This is a genomic window from Cronobacter sp. HA18006 (assembly GCF_011605445.1).
Lineage (GTDB): Bacteria > Pseudomonadota > Gammaproteobacteria > Enterobacterales > Enterobacteriaceae > Cronobacter > Cronobacter sakazakii.
This window is the reverse complement of the sequence record NZ_JAANQB010000024.1, coordinates 157151-174880: the sequence shown is the minus strand read 5'-3', so window position 1 is coordinate 174880 and position 17730 is coordinate 157151. Positions and strand designations below refer to the sequence as shown.

Sequence of the window (17730 nt, the reverse complement as noted above, 5' to 3'; positions counted from 1 at the left end):
CATGGCAAAAGTTAAAGTTTGGCGGCAAGCAGATCTTCAAGTGAACGCTGGTCGACAGCGAACTGGCGAATGCCTTCAGCCAGTTTTTCGACCGCCATCGCGTCCTGGTTATGCTCCCAGCGGAATTCGGCTTCGGTCATCGGCTGCGGACGGTTAAAGCCCTGGGACGCCGGAATCAGCTTACGCGCCACCGGCGCATCGCTTTCCTGCAACTCTTTCAGCAGGTTAGGGGAGATGGTCAGACGGTCGCAGCCCGCCAGCGCCAGGATCTGCTCGGTACGGCGGAAGCTCGCGCCCATCACGATGGTCTGGTAGTTATGCTGCTTGTAGTAGTCGTAGATGTTACGCACCGACTTCACGCCGGGATCTTCATCAACCACATACGGGTCCATCGGTTTGCGGGTGTTGTACCAGTCATAGATACGGCCCACGAACGGGGAGATGAGATACACCCCCGCTTCGGCGCAGGCGCGCGCCTGGGCGAAGGAGAACAGCAGCGTCAGGTTGCAGTGAATGCCTTCTTTTTCCAGTTCTTCTGCGGCGCGAATGCCTTCCCAGGTGGAAGCGAGCTTAATCAGAATGCGCGATTTATCGATGCCCTGTTCCTGGTACAGCTCCACCAGGCGACGCGCTTTGGCGATGCTTTTTTCTTTGTCGAACGACAGGCGGGCGTCCACTTCGGTTGAGACGCGCCCCGGAATGCTTTTCAGAATTTCCGCACCCACATTGACGGCCAGTTTGTCGCTCGCTTCCGCCACTTGCTCTTTTTGCGTGCTGCCGCGTTTTTTGCCATATTCCAGCGCATCGGTGAACAGATGCTGGTAATGCTCAAGGCTTGCGGCCTTCAGCAGCAGGGAAGGGTTGGTGGTCGCGTCCTGAGGCTGATAGTTACGAATGGATTCAATATCGCCGCTGTCGGCGACTACCGTTGTGAATTGTTTAATGCCATCGAGTTGGTTCATTTTGCTACTCCTTGAAAAGCAAAGATTTTATGGGGCGCTGTCAGTGTCGCCCGCCGGGATCTCATCAGGGACATAACAAAAAAGCATAGCAGACGCGCATAGCAATGCTTTCCCGAACCGGCAACATCGCTGCTATAAATTGATAACATCAAAGGGTTGCATGACTCAGAGTTTGGCGGTCTTCAAAGTTTAGCCGCCGCTAACGGGCGATACTGACGGCCTGGTTAAACGAGCGTGCGACACGCCGCTTCATACCCTGCAAAAGAAAAAGGATCAGTAAAATGGATGAGCAACTAAAACAGAGCGCCCTCGATTTTCACGAATTCCCGGTCCCAGGCAAAATTCAGGTTTCTCCGACCAAACCGCTGGCTACCCAGCGCGATCTGGCGCTGGCCTATTCGCCAGGCGTAGCCGCGCCCTGTCTGGAAATCGCCGCCGACCCGCTGGCCGCCCATAAATACACCGCGCGCGGCAACCTTGTGGCGGTTATCTCCAACGGCACCGCGGTGCTGGGGCTTGGCAATATCGGCGCACTGGCCGGTAAACCGGTGATGGAAGGCAAGGGTGTTCTGTTTAAGAAATTCGCCGGTATCGATGTGTTTGATATCGAAATCGACGAACACGATCCCGATAAAGTGATTGATGTGGTGGCGGCGCTGGAGCCGACCTTCGGCGGTATCAACCTGGAAGATATCAAAGCGCCGGAGTGTTTTTACATCGAGCAGAAGCTGCGCGAGCGCATGAACATTCCGGTGTTTCATGACGATCAGCACGGCACCGCCATCATCTGTACCGCCGCGGTGTTAAACGGCCTGCGCGTGGTGCAGAAAAATATCTCCGACGTGCGCCTTGTGGTTTCCGGCGCGGGCGCGTCCGCCATCGCCTGTATGAATCTGCTGGTGGCGCTTGGCATGCAGAAGCACAACATCGTGGTGTGCGATTCCAAAGGCGTTATCTACAAAGGCCGTGAAGAGAACATGGCGGAAACCAAAGCCGCTTATGCGATTGACGACAACGGCAAGCGCACGCTGGGCGACGTGATTGAGGGCGCGGATATCTTCCTTGGCTGCTCCGGCCCGAAAGTCCTGACCCAGGAGATGGTCAAAAAGATGGCGGATTCGCCGCTCATTCTGGCACTCGCCAACCCCGAGCCGGAAATCATGCCGCCGCTCGCCAAAGCGGTGCGTCCGGATGCGATCATCTGCACCGGCCGTTCAGATTTCCCGAACCAGGTGAACAACGTCCTCTGCTTCCCGTTTATCTTCCGTGGCGCGCTGGATGTCGGCGCGACCGCCATCAACGAAGAGATGAAGCTCGCGGCGGTCCATGCCATCGCTGAACTGGCACACGCCGAGCAGAGCGAAGTGGTGGCCTCCGCGTATGAAGATCAGGAGCTGTCGTTCGGGCCGGATTACATCATTCCGAAACCGTTCGATCCGCGCTTAATTGTGACTATCGCGCCTGCGGTGGCGAAAGCGGCGATGGATTCCGGCGTGGCGACCCGCCCGATTGAGGATTTCGACGCATATAAAGACAAGCTCACCGAATTTGTCTACAAAACCAACCTGTTCATGAAGCCGGTCTTCAACCAGGCGCGCAAAGATCCGAAGCGCGTGGTGCTGACCGAAGGCGAAGAGCCGCGCGTGCTGCATGCGACCCAGGAGCTGATTACGCTTGGCCTGGCAAAGCCGGTACTGGTGGGCCGCCCTGGCGTTATCGAGATGCGCCTGAAAAAACTCGGTCTGCAAATCGAGGCGGGCAAAGATTTCGAGATCGTGAATAACGAGTCGGACCCGCGCTTTAAGGAGTACTGGAACGAGTACTACAGCATTATGAAGCGCCGTGGCATCACGCAGGAGCAGGCGCAGCGCGCCGTTATCGGCAATAGCACGGTGATTGGTGCCATCATGGTGCATCGCGGCGAAGCCGACGCGATGATTTGCGGCACGATCGGCGATTATCATGAGCATTTCAGCGTGGTTCAGCAAATTTTCGGTTATCGCGACGGCGTGAAAGCCGCAGGTGCGATGAACGCGCTGCTGCTGCCGAGCGGCAATACGTTTATCGCCGATACCTACGTGAACGACGATCCGACGCCGGAACAGCTGGCGGAGATCACCGTCATGGCGGCGGAAACGGTGCGTCGTTTCGGGATCGAGCCAAAAGTGGCGTTGTTGTCGCATTCCAACTTTGGTTCTTCCGATTCGCCTGCCGCCAGCAAAATGCGCGAAACGCTACAACTGGTGCGTGAGCGCGCCCCGGATCTGATGATCGACGGCGAGATGCACGGCGACGCGGCGCTGGTGGAGAGTATCCGCAACGATCGTATGCCGGACAGCCCGCTAAAAGGCTCGGCCAATATCCTGATTATGCCGAACGTGGAAGCGGCGCGTATCAGCTATAACCTGCTGCGCGTATCAAGCTCCGAGGGCGTGACCGTGGGGCCGGTGCTGATGGGGGTGTCGAAACCGGTGCATGTGTTGACGCCGATCGCCTCGGTTCGCCGTATCGTGAATATGGTGGCGCTGGCGGTGGTCGAAGCGCAAACCAACCCGCTGTAATTGGTAAATGGCGGGTGCGCAGGCTTACCCGCCCTACAAGGGAAAGCGGTTATTCGTGGTTTTGTAGGGTGGGTAAGCGAAGCGCACCCACCTGACGCTAACCCGGCGGGTGCGCAGGCTTACCCGCCCTACAAGGGAAAATGGTTTTCGTGGTGTTGGTAGGGTGGGTAAGCGCAGCGCACCCACCTGACGCTAACCCGGCGGGTGCGCATGCTTACCCGCCCTACACGGCAAAGCGGTTGTTCGTGGTTTTGTAGGGTGGGTAAGCGCAGCGCACCCACCATTTTTCCAGCCGCACCCGCCATTCACCCACGCTCACCGCCGCCCGAGCGGCACCACCAGCGGCGTACCCGCCACCGGATCCTCAATAATCATGCACCGTAACCCGTAAATCGCCTCGATAAGCGCCGCGTCCACAATCTCTGACGGCGCGCCTTCGGCGATAATCTTCCCGTCCCGCAACGCAATCAGATGATTCGCGTAGCGGCACGCCTGGTTCAAATCGTGCAGCACCGCGGCAAGCGTATACCCCTGCTCACGGTTAAGCGTGCAGAGCAGTTCCAGCAGATCGATCTGATGGCTGATATCAAGCCAGGTCGTCGGCTCATCGAGCAGCAGAATCGAGGTCTCCTGCGCCAGCACCATCGCAATCCAGGCGCGCTGGCGCTGGCCGCCGGAGAGCGTATCGACGCTCTGGTCGGCAAGCGCGGTCACGCCGGTCGCCGCCATCGCCTTTTGCACCGCGCGCTCGTCCTCGTCGCGCCAGCGGGTAAACAAAGGCTGATGCGGATAACGCCCACGCGCCACCAGCTCCGCAACGGTGATATCCCCCGGCGCGCTGGCGTTCTGCGCGAGCAGGCCAATGCGCCGCGCCACCTCTTTGGTGGCGAAGTGCTGAATAGCCTGGCCGTCGAGGCGCACCTGCCCGCCGAGCGGCTTCATCAGGCGGCTCAGCGTGCGCAGCAGCGTCGATTTGCCACAGCCGTTCGGGCCGATAATCGCGGTAAATTTGCCATCGGGGATCGCCACGTTCAGCCCGTCGGCGACGCGAAAATCGCCGTAGCCCAGCGTCAGCGCTTCGCCGGTTAAGCGTGAAGTCATAGTCATCTCCTGCGTGACTCCTGTATCAACAAGGCGATGAGATAAATGCCGCCGAGGCAGACGGTGACGGTGCCCACCGGCAGCTGATAAGGCGTGAACAGATACTGCGCGCACAGGTCAGCGGCCAGCAGCAGCAGCGCGCCGCACAGCGCCGCCTGCGTCAGCCCAAAGCGCGCGGTGCCGCTTAAGCGACGCGCGATATGCGGGGCCACCAGCGCCACAAAGGAAATCGGCCCGGCCATCGCCGTCGCGCCTGCGGTCAGCACGACGCCGGTCAGCATCAGCAACAGGCGGGAGCGTTCCACCGCCACCCCCAGCGCGCAGGCGCTGTCGTCGCCCATCTCCAGCAGCCGCATCCGGCGCACCAGCAGCGCGCTCGCCAGCAGCGCCAGCACAAGCAGCGGGGCGGCGGGCAGCGTTTTCCCCCAGGTCATGCCGTTCAGCGAACCGGCGTTCCACAGGCCCGCGGACAGCGCCGTCTCAAGCGACGCCTGCAGCAGCAGCCACGTATTGAACGCCACCAGCATCGCCCGCACCCCAATGCCGATAATAATCAGCCGGAAAGTGTCGATGCCGTTGCGCCAGGCGAGCAGCCAGACGACAAACGCCGTCAGCGTGCCGCCCGCGATGGCGGCGAACGCGATAGCGGATTGATGCTGGCCCGCCAGCACCATCGCCACCAGCACGCCGCTCCACGCGCCGGTGTTAAAGCCCATCACATCCGGGCTGCCTAAAGGGTTGCGCATCAGCGACTGGAAAATCGCGCCGCTCACGCCGAGCGCGGCACCCAGCAGCAGCGCCATCGCCACGCGCGGCAGCCGCCATTCGGTGACGATAAGCGAAACATTGCGCGGCGCGTGGCCGGTCAGCGCGTCCAGCACCTTGCGGGCCTCAAGCGTCACCGCGCCCTGCGTCAACGCCCAGAGGCCGAGACCTGTGCACAGGCTCAGCGTCAGCAGGCAAAAGAGCCCTAAACGAGGGGGAACGGATCTCATAATGCGCCTGCGCCGCGCCGCTGGCGCACCAGATAAATGAGCGCGGGCGCGCCAATAAACGCGCTGACCACTGAGACCCTCAGCTCGCCCGGCACTATCAGCCTGCCAATGATATCCGCGAGTAGCAGCAGCGACGGTGTGGCGAGCAGCGTCACCGGCAGCGACCAGCGGTGATCCGCGCCCACCAGCCAGCGCGCCAGGTGCGGCATCATCAGGCCGATAAAGGCGATGGGGCCGACCACGGCGGTGGCGCTGGCGCACAGAAGCGTAATGGCGACAAGCCCTAGCACCTGCGTGCGCGCCACGCGGCTGCCGAGCGCCGTCGCTGTGTCGGCTCCCATACTGAGACTGTTCAGCGCGCGCCCCAGCAGCAGCGCGATAACCGCGCCCAGGAGCACGAGCGGCGCGATGGCTTTAAGCGTCGTCAGGGTACGGATATCAAGCGAGCCCGCCTGCCAGAAGCGCAACTGGTCATACACTGTCGGGTTTAAGAGCGCGATACCGCCGGAAAGCCCTTCCAGCACCGCGGCCAGCGCCACGCCCGCGAGCGTCAGGCGCACCGGGCTAAGCTGTCCGCCGCCCGCGCTGCCGGTAAACGCCACGATGAGCGTGGCGGCCAGCGCGCCGCACAGCGCCAGCGCGAGAACAGGCAGCGGATCGCTCACGCCCCACAGCGCCGCGCCCAGTACAATGGCGAAACTGGCACCGGCGTTCACGCCTAACAGGCCGGGGTCAGCGAGCGGGTTGCGGGTCAGCGTTTGCATCAGCGCGCCGGCAAGCCCGAGCGACAGCCCGGCGACAATCCCCGCAAGGGTGCGCGGCAGGCGTGCATCAAGCACGATGGTGCAGTCCGCCTCGCGGCAGGTGCCGGTGAGCGCGTCCATCACAAGAGAAAAGGGCAGGGATTTGGCACCCACCCGCAGGCTGAGGGCGGCCATCAACAGCAGCAATAACAAGAGACACAACAGGACAACCATCCTGGAGGAAAGGCGCGAGGCCGACATAACGCACATCCTGGAATCGATAATGATAGTTATTATCACTCTTATCTGGCTATGTTAGCATGGCCGTCCCGTTATCCGGCAAGGAAAATTCGCGTTAAGGCCCTGTAATGAACCGACATTCGCTGTTGCTCAACCTCTCGTTACTGAAAACTCATCCCGCTTACCGCGCCGTCTTTCTGGCGCGCTTTATCTCCATTCTCGGCCTTGGTCTGCTTGGCGTGGCGGTGCCGGTACAGATCCAGACGCTCACCGGCTCGCCTTTTCAGGTGGGGCTTGCGGTCACGCTGACGGGGGCGGCGATGTTTATCGGGCTGATGACGGGCGGCGTACTGGCCGACCGCTACGAGCGCAAAACGCTCATTCTGCTGGCGCGCTCCACCTGCGGCCTCGGGTTTATCGGGCTTTGGATCAACGCCATGCTGCCCGCGCCGTCGGTTATTGCGATTTACGCGCTCGGGCTGTGGGACGGGTTTTTCGGGGCGATCGGCGTGACGGCGCTGCTGGCGGCGACGCCCGCTATTGTCGGGCGTGAAAACCTGATGCAGGCGGGGGCGATTACCATGCTGACGGTGCGCCTGGGTTCGGTGATTTCGCCGCTGCTCGGCGGCGTGCTGCTGGCCTGGGGCGGTGTGGCCTGGAACTACGCGCTGGCGGCGCTCGGCACCTTTCTCACGCTCCTGCCGCTGCTGACCCTTCCGGCGTTGCCCGCGCCGCAGATGCAGCGCCAGCATCCGCTGCGCGCGCTGGCCGACGGGCTGCGCTTTCTCGCGGCAAGCCCGGTGGTGGGCGGCGTGGCGCTGATCGGCGCGCTGCTGACGATGGCGAGCGCGGTGCGCGTGCTCTATCCGGCGCTTGCGAACCACTGGCAGATGGCGAGCGGCGAAATCGGCGTGTTGTACGCCGCCGTGCCGCTCGGCGCGGCGCTGGGCGCGCTCACCAGCGGCGGGCTCGCGCACGCGCCACGCCCTGGCCGCACAATGCTGGTTTCTTCCGTGCTGGCGCTGGCGGCAGTGAGTGTGTTCAGCCTGATGCCGTTCTGGCCGCTGGCGTTTATCTGCCTGACGCTGTTCGGCTACCTGAGCGGCGTGAGTTCGCTGATTCAGTACCAGCTTATCCAGACCCGCACGCCGGATCACATGCTCGGGCGCATTAACGGGCTTTGGACGGCGCAAAACGTGACGGGCGACGCCATCGGTGCGGCGGCACTCGGTGGGATGGGCGCGTGGCTGTCGCCCGTGAGCGCAGCGAGCGTGGGCGGGATGGGGCTTGCGATTATTACCCTTGCGCTGGCACTGCTGCTGGCGGAACTGCGCTGTCTACGCCAGCCGCCGGAACCCGCGCCGCATTAAAAAAGGGGCCAGTCGGCCCCGTCTTTTACTCTTTGAACAACGCTTCAAGCCGTTTCAGCAACAGGCTGGCGCTGTAGTAATCGAGCCGGAAGGTTTCGGTGCCAAGCGCGTAAACGCGTTTATTTTTCACCGCCGACAGGTGCGCGAGCAACGGGTCGCGCATCAGTGCCGCCGCGTCTTTATCATCAGCCGCGAACAAAAACAGCGTCTCGCCGTTCAGCCCCGCCGCCAGATTTTCACCGCCGAGCTGAATAATGTCGTGGCGTTTGCCCATGCTGGTGAGGCCGTGCGCGGCGGGCGGCGGCGCGAGCGTAAAGCCGAGCTGGCCGAGCAATTTCCCCTGCGCCGATTCGGCGGTCCAGAGATTCGCGCCGTGCGCGGCAGGGTTATAAACCAGCGCGCTCACGGGCTGCGGCGGCAGCGTCATCTGCGCTTTTGCCTGCGCAAGCTGCTGATCGAACTGCGCGATGCGCGCGGCGGCCTGCTTCTCATGGCCTGTTATCTCGCCAAGCTGCGTTAACAGCGCCTGCCAGCTTTTGTCGTCGTAATTGATGATTAATGTCGGCGCGATAGCGGAAAACTGTTCATACAACGCCTGCGCCGAATCGCCGCCGGTCGCGCTCACCAGTATCAGATCCGGCATCTGCGCGGCGACAGCTTCAGCGTTTGGCTCGCCGATGTACAGCCGCTCAACATGACGCGCTTTGGCGATGTCACCCCACTGGCGCAAAAACCCCTGGTCGTCGGCAACGCGATTACCGGGCGACGTCGCGCCGCTCGCCACCACCGGCGCGTCAATCGCCAGCAGCGAACCGGTCAGCGTGACGCTGGTAGAAACAATGCGCTGCGGCGCTTTTTCGAGCGTATGTACGCCGCGGCTGTCGGTCACCTGACGCGGCCACGACGCCGCCTGTGAGACTGAGGATATTCCTAAAAGCAGCAGGCTGGCGGCAAGGGCGGCGCGCAGGGCGGAAGTGAACGTCACGGCAACAATTCCTGTACGATGAGTTAATAATGCTTCTCATTTTCATCATTTGCCGACAGGATGCAAGCGGCGCTGTCGCCTCTGTTTCGCCCCTGTGGTTGACAACCCCGTCATTTCGCCTTAGGTTACGCCTCCAAATACAAATGATAACAATTATCAGTTCACTTTTTTGGTACAGGAGGAGCGCATGGACACGTCACTGGCCGGGGAACGCTGCGACGCTGCCGCAACCCTTTCATCTGACAGCTTTTTCTTCATGTCGCCTTATCGCAGCTTCACCACCCGCGGCTGTTTTATGCGGCTGGAGACGCCCGCGGCCGACGGCGCAGCGCGTCACGGCGTATTTCAGACCGCACTGCGTAACGCGTTTGACCGCGCCCGCCGGCAGGGCATCGCGCGCCCGATAGTCGTCGGCGCTATTCCGTTCGATACGCGCAAGCCGTCCGCGCTGTTTATTCCCGAAAGCTACAGTGACACCGCGCGCGGCGGTTATTCGCTTATCGACAACAGCGCCGCGCCGCGTGTGATGAGCCGTGAGGCGCTCCCGGATGAAGAGACGTTTATGGCGATGGTGGCGCGCGCCGCCGCGCTGACCGCGACGCCTGCGGTCAGCAAAATCGTGCTCTCCCGCCTTATCGACATCACCACCGAACAGGCTCCGGACAGCCTCGCGCTGCTGGCGCGTCTGGTGGCGCAGAACCCCGCGAGTTTTAACTTTCACGTGCCGCTGCCGGACGGCGGCGCGCTGCTCGGCGCAAGCCCGGAACTGCTGCTGCGCAAAGATGGCAATACGTTCAGCTCGCTGCCGCTGGCGGGCTCCGCGCGCCGCCATGCCGACGCGGCGCAGGATAAAAGCGCAGGCCAGGCGCTGCTCTGTTCGGCCAAAGATCGCCACGAGCATGAGCTGGTGACGCAGGCGATGCGCGACGTTCTCGCGCCGCGCAGCCAGCGCCTTGCGATGCCGGGCGCGCCGGAGCTGATTACCACGCCGACGCTCTGGCATCTCGCGACGCCCGTGGAGGGCGAAATGCGCTTTGCGGATGACAACGCGCTGTCGCTCGCCTGCCTGCTGCACCCGACGCCCGCGCTGAGCGGTTACCCGCACGAGGCGGCGAAAGCGTATATCGCTGAGCTGGAGCCGTTCGATCGTGAACTGTTCGGCGGGATCGTTGGCTGGTGCGATGCCGACGGCAACGGCGAGTGGGCGGTGACTATCCGCTGCGCGCGTTTGCGGGAAAACCAGGTGCGGCTGTTTGCGGGCGCGGGCATTGTTCCGGCGTCCGATCCAGCTTCCGAGTGGCGCGAAACCGGCGTCAAGCTCTCCACCATGCTCCACGTTTTAGGTCTTCACTGAGGTTTTACGCATGACGATCCCTTACACCCGCTGGCCGGACGATCTCGCCGCACGCTACCGCGCCCGCGGCTACTGGCTTGACCTGCCGCTCACCGATATTTTAAGCCGCCACGCGCAGAGTGCCGCGACGGCGCTTATCGACGGCGAGCGCCGCTACAGCTACCGCGAGCTGGACGCGGCGGCCACACGTCTTGCGGGCGCGCTGGCGCGTCGCGGGCTTCAGCGTGGCGATACCGCGCTGGTGCAGCTTGGCAATGTGGCGGAGTTTTACATCGTGTTCTTCGCGCTGCTGAAAATCGGCGTGGCGCCGGTTAACGCGCTGTTCAGCCATCAGCGCACCGAGCTTGACGCTTACGCGCGCCAGATTGCCCCCGCGCTGCTGATTGCCGACCGCGAGCACGCGCTCTTTAGCGACGACTCGTATATCACGGCGCTGAAAGCGCAGCATTCGTCGCTGCGCATGACGCTTCTGCGTGGCGACGGGCTGGACGCGCTCATTACAGCGCCGACGACGGATTTCATTCCCACGCCGTCCGCTGCCGATGAAGTGGCGTTTTTCCAGCTTTCCGGCGGCAGTACCGGCACGCCGAAGCTCATCCCGCGCACGCACAACGACTACTACTACAGCATTCGCCGCAGCGTGGAGATTTGCGAATTCAGCCGCGAAACGCGCTACCTCTGCGCGCTGCCCGCGGCGCACAACTACCCGCTAAGCTCCCCCGGCGCGCTCGGCGTCTTCTTCGCCGAAGGTTGCGTGGTGCTGGCGCGCGACCCGAGCGCGACGCTCTGCTTCCCGCTTATCGAAGCGCACCAGATTAACGTCACCGCGCTGGTGCCGCCCGCCGTCAGCCTCTGGCTGCAGGCCATTCAGGAGTGGGGCGACAACCGCCAGCTGGCATCGCTGAAACTGTTGCAGGTCGGCGGCGCGCGGCTTTCCGACACGCTCGCCGCGCGCATTCCGGCGGAAATCGGCTGCCAGCTTCAGCAGGTGTTCGGCATGGCCGAAGGGCTGGTGAATTACACCCGCCTGGACGACCCGGACGAGCGCATCTTCACCACCCAGGGCCGCCCGATGAGCCCGGATGATGAGGTCTGGGTGGCCGATGAAAACGGCAATCCGCTGCCGCGCGGTGAGACAGGACGGCTGATGACGCGCGGCCCGTACACCTTCCGCGGCTATTACAACAGCCCGGAACACAACGCCAGCGCCTTTGATGAGAACGGCTTTTACTGCTCCGGCGATCTGGTGGCCATCGATGAGCAGGGCTACATCACCGTTCAGGGGCGCGAGAAAGATCAGATAAACCGCGGCGGCGAGAAGATCGCCGCGGAAGAGATCGAGAACCTGCTGCTCGGCCACGAGGCCATTGTGCACGCGGGGCTGGTTTCGATGGAAGACAGCCTGCTCGGCGAAAAAAGCTGCGCGTATATCGTCACCACCCGCCCGGTCAAGGCGGTGGAAATCCGCCGTTTTTTACGCGAGCTGGGCGTCGCCGATTTCAAACTGCCGGATCGCGTGGAGCGCGTCGATGAACTGCCGCTTACGCCGGTCGGCAAAGTAGATAAAAAACAACTGCGTCTGTGGCTGGCCGCGCGTCAGCCCGTCTCTGAGTAAGGAAAGAAGATGGCTATCCCAAAACTGAACGCCTATACGCTGCCCACGGCGGCGGATCTCCCGCAAAATAAAGTGAGCTGGGCGCTGGAGCCGCCGCGCGCGGCGCTGCTCATTCATGATATGCAGGAGTATTTCCTTAACTTCTGGGGCGAAAACTGCCCGATGATCGAGCAGGTGGTGGCGAACATCGCCGCGCTGCGAGCGTACTGTAAGGCGCAGGGCATTCCGGTTTATTACACCGCGCAGCCCAATAATCAGAGCGACGCCGACCGCGCGCTGCTGAACGACATGTGGGGGCCGGGGCTGAATAACCATCCGGAGAAACAAAAAGTGGTCGCGGCGCTGGCACCGGATGCTGACGACACTGTGCTGGTGAAATGGCGCTATAGCGCGTTTCATCGCTCGCCGCTTGAGCACGCGCTGAAAGAGACGGGCCGCGATCAGCTGATTATTTGCGGGGTGTATGCGCATATCGGCTGCATGATCACCGCCACCGACGCGTTTATGCGTGATATTCAACCGTTTATGGTGGCCGACGCGCTGGCGGATTTCAGCCGGGATGAGCACCTGATGGCGCTTAATTACGTCGCGGGCCGCGCCGGGCGCGTGGTCATGACCGCCGATCTGCTGCCTGCCAGTGAGCCGGACGCGCCGGGCAGCAAAGCGGCGCTGCGTGCGCTGGTGCTGCCGCTGCTGGATGAGTCCGACGAGCCGGAAGATGACGAAAACCTGATCGACTACGGTCTCGACTCGGTGCGCATGATGGCGCTGGCGGCACGCTGGCGCAAAGTGCATGGCGATATCGACTTCGTGATGCTCGCGAAAAACCCGACCATCGATGCCTGGTGGGCGCTGTTAAGCCGGGAGCCGCAGGCATGACGCTCGATTTCCAGGGGAAAAACGTCTGGGTGACCGGCGCGGGCAAAGGCATTGGCTATACCACCGCGCTGGCGTTTGCCGCGGCGGGCGCGAACGTGACCGGTTTTGATCTCGTGTTTCCACTGGCCGATTATCCGTTCGCGTGTGAAACGCTTGATGTGGCGGACGCCGCGGCGGTGGCGGGCGTTTGCGAGCGGTTGCTCGGCAATGACGCGCGCCTTGATGTGCTGGTGAACGCGGCGGGCATTCTGCGCATGGGCGCGACGGATGAACTCGCTCCCGACGACTGGCAGCAGACGTTCGCGGTAAACGTGGGCGGCGCGTTTAACTTCTTTCAGCAGACGATGGCGCAGTTTCGTGCGCAGAAGGGCGGGGCTATTGTGACGGTTGCTTCCGACGCCGCCCATACGCCGCGCATCGGGATGTCGGCGTATGGCGCGTCGAAAGCGGCGCTCAAAAGCCTGGCGCTGACCGTGGGGCTGGAGCTGGCCTCCTTTGGCGTGCGCGCAAATCTGGTGTCACCGGGTTCGACCGACACCGATATGCAGCGCACGCTCTGGAAAAGCGACGATGCCGAACAGCAGCGCATTCGCGGTTTCGCGGAGCAATTTAAGCTCGGCATTCCGCTTGGCAAAATTGCGCAGCCGCAGGAAGTGGCGAACACCATCCTGTTTCTCGCCTCGGATCTTGCAAGCCATATTACGCTGCAGGATATCGTTATCGACGGCGGCTCAACGCTTGGAGCATAGATGATCTGGAAACGACACATGACGCTTGAGGCGCTGAACGCGACCAGTGTCGGCACGATGGTGGAGCATCTCGGGATTGTTTACACCCGCCTCGGTGATGATCTGCTGGAGGCGACGATGCCGGTTGATACGCGCACGCATCAGCCGTTTGGTCTCCTGCACGGTGGCGCCTCCGCGGCGCTTGCCGAAACGCTCGGCTCGATGGCCGGTTACCTGACCACCCGCGACGGGCAGTGCGTGGTGGGCACCGAAATCAGCGCGTCTCATCATCGCGCGGTGTCGCAGGGCCAGGTGCGTGGCGTCTGCCAGCCGCTGCATCTGGGGCGGCAGAGCCAGTGCTGGGAGATCGTGATTTATGACGAACAGGGACGGCGCTGCTGTACCAGCCGGTTAAGCACGGCGATCCTGGGGTAGATTTTTAACACGGCGGGTGCGCCTTCACATCTGGCGGGTGCGCTCCGCTTACCCACCCTACATCCTTTGTGAACCGGGCTTTTGTAGGGCGGGTAAGCGAAGCGCACCCGCCATTGCAGAAGGCGATGGTCTGTATCGTGATGAGCGGCGAATATATACGCTCGGTGAACGGTTCCGTTCGCCGACACGCTGTCTTTCTCTGTCGCCTTTCCTGACGCGAACGTGTTAAGGGGGCTCGCCGCCGCCCCCTTAACAATCCCGGCTCGCGGCCAAAGGGCAGCCGCCGGGAAACCCCCACGTATCGGCGTGCAATTTCGGAAATCTTGTTTTCGTAGGGCGGGTAAGCGCAGCGCACCCGCCATCATCCCGTGATCCCGCTAGCAGACTCACGTAAATCCCTGACGCCATCCCGCGTTTCTCGGGTGGCCAAGTTGTTAAATTCATTTTGGTGATATAGAAACAAAATGTAACACCTGTGTTTCACTTACTGTTTCACTGAATGGATAACTATTATGACGAACTCAGGGAAATACCTTATCTGGGCAGCGCTCTCTGTCGTGGGCGCGTTTGCGCTTGGCTATATCGCGCTTAATCGCGGCGAACAGATCAACGCGCTCTGGATCGTGGTTGCTGCTGTTTGTATCTATCTCATCGCTTACCGTTTTTATGGTCTGTATATCGCGAAAAAGGTGCTGGCCGTCGACCCGACGCGCATGACGCCTGCGGTGCGCCATAACGACGGGCTCGATTATGTACCCACCGATAAAAAAGTGCTGTTCGGTCACCATTTTGCGGCGATTGCCGGTGCCGGGCCGCTGGTTGGGCCGGTGCTGGCGGCGCAGATGGGGTATCTGCCAGGCATGATCTGGATCCTCGCAGGCGTTGTACTGGCAGGGGCGGTGCAGGATTTCATGGTGCTGTTTGTCTCCACCCGCCGTGACGGGCGCTCGCTCGGCGAACTGGTGAAAGAGGAGATGGGCAACACGGCGGGCGTCATCGCGCTCGTCGCCTGCTTTATGATTATGATAATCATCCTGGCGGTGCTGGCGATGATTGTGGTGAAAGCGCTGACCCACAGCCCGTGGGGCACTTACACCGTCGCCTTTACCATTCCGCTCGCGCTCTTTATGGGCATCTATATTCGTTATCTGCGGCCAGGACGCATCGGCGAAGTGTCGGTCATCGGCCTTGTGATGCTGGTGTTTGCGATTGTTTCCGGCGGGTGGGTGGCAGAGAGCCCGACCTGGGCACCGTGGTTTGATTTCACCGGCGTGCAATTGACCTGGATGCTGGTCGGTTACGGGTTTGTCGCGGCGGTTCTGCCGGTCTGGCTGCTGCTGGCACCGCGCGATTACCTCTCTACCTTCCTGAAAATCGGCACTATTGTCGGCCTCGCCATCGGCATTTTGATCATGCGCCCGACGCTGACGATGCCCGCGATGACTAAATTTATCGACGGCACCGGCCCGGTCTGGACCGGTAACCTGTTCCCGTTCCTGTTTATCACGATAGCCTGTGGCGCGGTGTCGGGCTTTCATGCGCTTATCGCCTCCGGCACCACGCCGAAAATGCTCGCCAATGAAAATCAGGCCTGTTTCATCGGCTATGGCGGCATGCTGATGGAGTCGTTTGTCGCGATCATGGCGCTGGTCTCGGCCTGCGTTATCGACCCCGGCGTCTATTTTGCGATGAACAGCCCGATGGCGGTGCTGGCACCCGCAGGCACGGCGGATGTGGTCGCGTCGGCCGCCCAGGTGGTGAGCGGCTGGGGTTTCCAGATAACGCCGGATACGCTGAATCAGATCGCGAATGAAGTGGGCGAGCAGACGATTATCTCGCGTGCAGGCGGCGCGCCGACGCTTGCGGTCGGCATGGCGTATATTCTCCACGGGGCGCTCGGCGGCTTGATGGATGTCTCGTTCTGGTATCACTTCGCCATTCTGTTTGAGGCGTTGTTTATCCTGACGGCGGTGGATGCGGGCACCCGCGCCGCGCGCTTTATGCTGCAGGATCTGCTAGGCGTGATTTCGCCCGGCCTCAAGCGTACCGATTCACTGCCCGCGAACCTTCTGGCGACAGCGCTATGTGTGCTGGCGTGGGGTTATTTCCTGCATCAGGGCGTGGTGGATCCGCTTGGCGGTATTAACACCCTCTGGCCGCTGTTTGGTATCGCCAACCAGATGCTGGCGGGCATGGCGCTGATGCTCTGCGCGGTGGTGCTATTTAAGATGAAGCGCCAGCGTTATGCGTGGGTGGCGCTGGTGCCGACCGCGTGGCTGCTGGTCTGTACGCTGACAGCCGGCTGGCAGAAGGCGTTCAGCCCGGATAATAAAGTGGGCTTCCTCGCCATCGCCAATAAGTTCCAGGCGATTCTGGACAGCGGCACCATTCCGCCGCAGTACACCGAGGCGCAACTGAGCCAGCTGGTGTTCAATAACCGTCTTGATGCGGGCCTGACCATTTTCTTTATGGTGGTGGTCGTGGTGCTGGCGGTGTTCTCGATTAAAACGGCGCTGGCGGCGCTGAAGCAGGATAAGCCGACTGCCAACGAGACGCCGTATGAGCCGATGCCCGCCAGCGCGGAGCAGGTAGTCGCGCAGGCGAAGAACGCGCATTGATTGAGGCGTGGGGAACGGTAGGTGCCGGTAATGGTAAGGTGGGTGGTGGAAAGGTGGCCCGGGCAGGTGGGTGCGCTAACGCTTACCCACCCTACGTGCGACTACCGCGCTATTTGTTGTTGTAGGGCGGGTAAGCGGAGCGCACCCGCCGTCCAAAACCCGGCCACGGGTCACAATGAATCAGAGCCAACGCGTAAGGATAAAGATATGTTCGATACCCTCGCCAAAGCCGGTAAATACCTCGGTCAGGCTGCGAAAATGATGGTTGGCGTGCCCGACTACGACAACTACGTCGAGCATATGCGTGTGAACCACCCGGACCAGACGCCGATGACTTATGAAGAGTTCTTTCGCGAACGCCAGGACGCCCGTTACGGCGCGAAAGGCGGCGCGAAATGTTGCTGAGCCCCGTACCTCAACGGTAAAGGATTAGCTGTTCTGGCTGGCAGTCATACAGCGCTGCCAGTTTTTCGCGGGTGCGTTTTTGTGGACGTGAATCCGGTGATTCTAACTGAGAAACGGCGGACTGACTGATACCGAGTTTTTCCGCCACGTCCTGTTGGGAAAGGCCGCGCCAGATGCGCCAGGCGGCCTGTAAGCTCACGTTCTGCTCGACGGAAATCCCCACCACTTCATGCGGCACGGTGACGTCGTTTTCATCGCTCATTTCAAAAGGTAACGGCATGAGCGTTTCGTTGTCTTCAAGCTGCGTAAGCAGCGATAAGTAAAGCTCATAAGGGATAACGACATATTCTGGTTTCCCTTCTTTATCGTGAATCACCTGTGCATTAAACATAGCGCCACCCTGATTTAGTTAAGGTACGTGGTTGTCGTTCTGCGTTTGACTTCCATGATAAGGCAGATAACCGGCACGCCCTGACGGCGTTCAAAAATTACCCGGTAATCTCCCACCCGCAGCCGGTAGCGAGCCTGACGGCACGCCAGTTTGACGATATCCAGTCTCGTTTGGCCGGGAGACGCTATCGCCGCGACTTTACTCACAATGGCTTTTTGGTCGTTCTGGCTAATGGCCTGCAACTGCGCAATCGCCCGCTTCGTCCATCTGATCTCCATGTGGTTCCCTCACTTTATCCGTTTCCTTTTTATAAGTAAAATATAAGAATATAAGCTTTTATCCGAAAAG

General features: G+C 61.4%; 16 protein-coding genes. 9 read left to right on the top strand and 7 right to left on the bottom strand.

Annotated features, from left to right (window positions below):
• Positions 1-11: 11 nt before the first annotated feature.
• A complete protein-coding gene (tal, locus tag G9X48_RS18850) occupies positions 12-962 on the bottom strand; it encodes a transaldolase (protein ID WP_007893829.1) in 951 nt (316 codons plus the stop codon).
• A gap of 281 nt (positions 963-1243) precedes the next feature.
• Between tal and maeB the strand changes: the two genes are divergently transcribed.
• Positions 1244-3523, top strand: a complete 2280-nt coding sequence (gene maeB / locus G9X48_RS18845; RefSeq protein WP_085045645.1) for an NADP-dependent oxaloacetate-decarboxylating malate dehydrogenase — start codon at positions 1244-1246, stop codon at positions 3521-3523.
• Between the two features lie 315 nt (positions 3524-3838).
• Here maeB and fepC read toward each other — a convergent pair whose 3' ends face one another.
• From fepC to fepD, 3 genes are read right to left on the bottom strand one after another with little or no spacing between them, the layout of a single operon-like run.
• Positions 3839-4630: an iron-enterobactin ABC transporter ATP-binding protein gene (fepC, locus tag G9X48_RS18840; RefSeq protein ID WP_012124074.1), complete on the bottom strand. Its 792-nt coding sequence runs from the start codon at positions 4628-4630 to the stop codon at positions 3839-3841.
• Entirely contained in the window at positions 4627-5619 is a 993-nt protein-coding gene (gene fepG, locus G9X48_RS18835) for an iron-enterobactin ABC transporter permease (RefSeq protein WP_097641433.1), read from the bottom strand. Before fepG ends, fepC begins: the two co-directional genes overlap by 4 nt.
• Positions 5616-6623, bottom strand: coding sequence for a Fe(3+)-siderophore ABC transporter permease (fepD, locus tag G9X48_RS18830; protein ID WP_097641432.1), 1008 nt, complete (start codon positions 6621-6623; stop codon positions 5616-5618). Before fepD ends, fepG begins: the two co-directional genes overlap by 4 nt.
• Before the next feature lie 107 nt (positions 6624-6730).
• On the opposite strand from fepD, the gene entS reads away from it, so the two are divergent.
• Entirely contained in the window at positions 6731-7972 is a 1242-nt protein-coding gene (gene entS / locus G9X48_RS18825) for an enterobactin transporter EntS (protein ID WP_097641431.1), read from the top strand.
• 25 nt (positions 7973-7997) lie between these two features.
• On the opposite strand, the gene fepB is transcribed toward entS, so the two are convergent.
• Complete coding sequence (fepB, locus tag G9X48_RS18820; protein ID WP_097641430.1) at positions 7998-8957, bottom strand: Fe2+-enterobactin ABC transporter substrate-binding protein; 960 nt, start codon at positions 8955-8957, stop codon at positions 7998-8000.
• Positions 8958-9144: 187 nt separating this feature from the next.
• On the opposite strand from fepB, the gene entC reads away from it, so the two are divergent.
• The 7 genes from entC (at position 9145) to G9X48_RS18785 (ending at position 16991) form a co-directional block, all read left to right on the top strand.
• A complete protein-coding gene (entC, locus tag G9X48_RS18815) occupies positions 9145-10311 on the top strand; it encodes an isochorismate synthase EntC (RefSeq protein WP_097641429.1) in 1167 nt (388 codons plus the stop codon).
• A gap of 10 nt (positions 10312-10321) precedes the next feature.
• The gene (locus G9X48_RS18810) at positions 10322-11926 is read left to right on the top strand and encodes a (2,3-dihydroxybenzoyl)adenylate synthase (protein WP_097641428.1); all 1605 of its coding nucleotides are present in this window, start codon (positions 10322-10324) and stop codon (positions 11924-11926) included.
• 9 nt (positions 11927-11935) lie between these two features.
• The gene (locus tag G9X48_RS18805; protein ID WP_004387540.1) at positions 11936-12805 is read left to right on the top strand and encodes an isochorismatase; all 870 of its coding nucleotides are present in this window, start codon (positions 11936-11938) and stop codon (positions 12803-12805) included.
• The gene (gene entA / locus G9X48_RS18800) at positions 12802-13554 is read left to right on the top strand and encodes a 2,3-dihydro-2,3-dihydroxybenzoate dehydrogenase EntA (protein ID WP_015386454.1); all 753 of its coding nucleotides are present in this window, start codon (positions 12802-12804) and stop codon (positions 13552-13554) included. The genes G9X48_RS18805 and entA overlap by 4 nt, the downstream gene beginning before the upstream one ends.
• On the top strand, positions 13555-13968 hold the full coding sequence (gene entH, locus G9X48_RS18795; protein ID WP_012124082.1) for a proofreading thioesterase EntH: 414 nt from the start codon (positions 13555-13557) through the stop codon (positions 13966-13968).
• A gap of 512 nt (positions 13969-14480) precedes the next feature.
• Positions 14481-16586 (top strand): pyruvate/proton symporter CstA, encoded by a 2106-nt coding sequence (cstA, locus tag G9X48_RS18790; protein WP_014728339.1) that lies wholly within the window; start codon positions 14481-14483, stop codon positions 16584-16586.
• Between the two features lie 207 nt (positions 16587-16793).
• Positions 16794-16991 carry a YbdD/YjiX family protein gene (locus G9X48_RS18785; RefSeq protein ID WP_004387581.1) on the top strand — a complete coding sequence of 66 codons (198 nt, stop codon included), beginning with the start codon at positions 16794-16796 and terminating at the stop codon, positions 16989-16991.
• A 10-nt stretch (positions 16992-17001) separates the two neighbouring features.
• On the opposite strand, the gene G9X48_RS18780 is transcribed toward G9X48_RS18785, so the two are convergent.
• Positions 17002-17382: a helix-turn-helix transcriptional regulator gene (locus tag G9X48_RS18780; RefSeq protein ID WP_004387582.1), complete on the bottom strand. Its 381-nt coding sequence runs from the start codon at positions 17380-17382 to the stop codon at positions 17002-17004.
• Positions 17383-17396: 14 nt separating this feature from the next.
• Complete coding sequence (locus tag G9X48_RS18775) at positions 17397-17660, bottom strand: type II toxin-antitoxin system RelE/ParE family toxin (RefSeq protein WP_004387583.1); 264 nt, start codon at positions 17658-17660, stop codon at positions 17397-17399.
• Between the last annotated feature and the right edge of the window lie 70 nt (positions 17661-17730).